At 59.7% G+C, this 231-nt stretch carries 1 protein-coding gene; it reads left to right on the top strand.

Annotated elements, in window-relative coordinates; genetic code table 11:
- The coding region (locus QM590_RS25830; RefSeq protein WP_283279481.1) for a DDE-type integrase/transposase/recombinase at nucleotides 1-231 on the top strand (231 nt) is incomplete at both ends.

Genomic DNA, 231 nt, shown 5'->3' with positions numbered 1-231 from the left:
TCCGGGTCGGGGACGCGAAGTTGTATCTGTCGCCGGTGATGGATCTGTTCGACCGCCAGATCATCTCGTATTCGATCGGAAAGTCCCCGACGACGGAGTTCACCAACCGTTCCCTGCGGGCAGCGTTGGACACCCTCGGTGAACAGGAGTGCCCAATTGTGCACTCGGATCAGGGATTTCACTATCAGCACTCTTCGTGGCGACGGTTGCTGGCCGATGCGGGAGCGATCC

The organism is Rhodococcus sp. IEGM 1372 (assembly GCF_030056835.1).
Taxonomy (GTDB): domain Bacteria; phylum Actinomycetota; class Actinomycetes; order Mycobacteriales; family Mycobacteriaceae; genus Rhodococcoides.
Note: the sequence above shows the minus strand (reverse complement) of the source record. Positions and strands in the feature narration are given on the sequence as shown.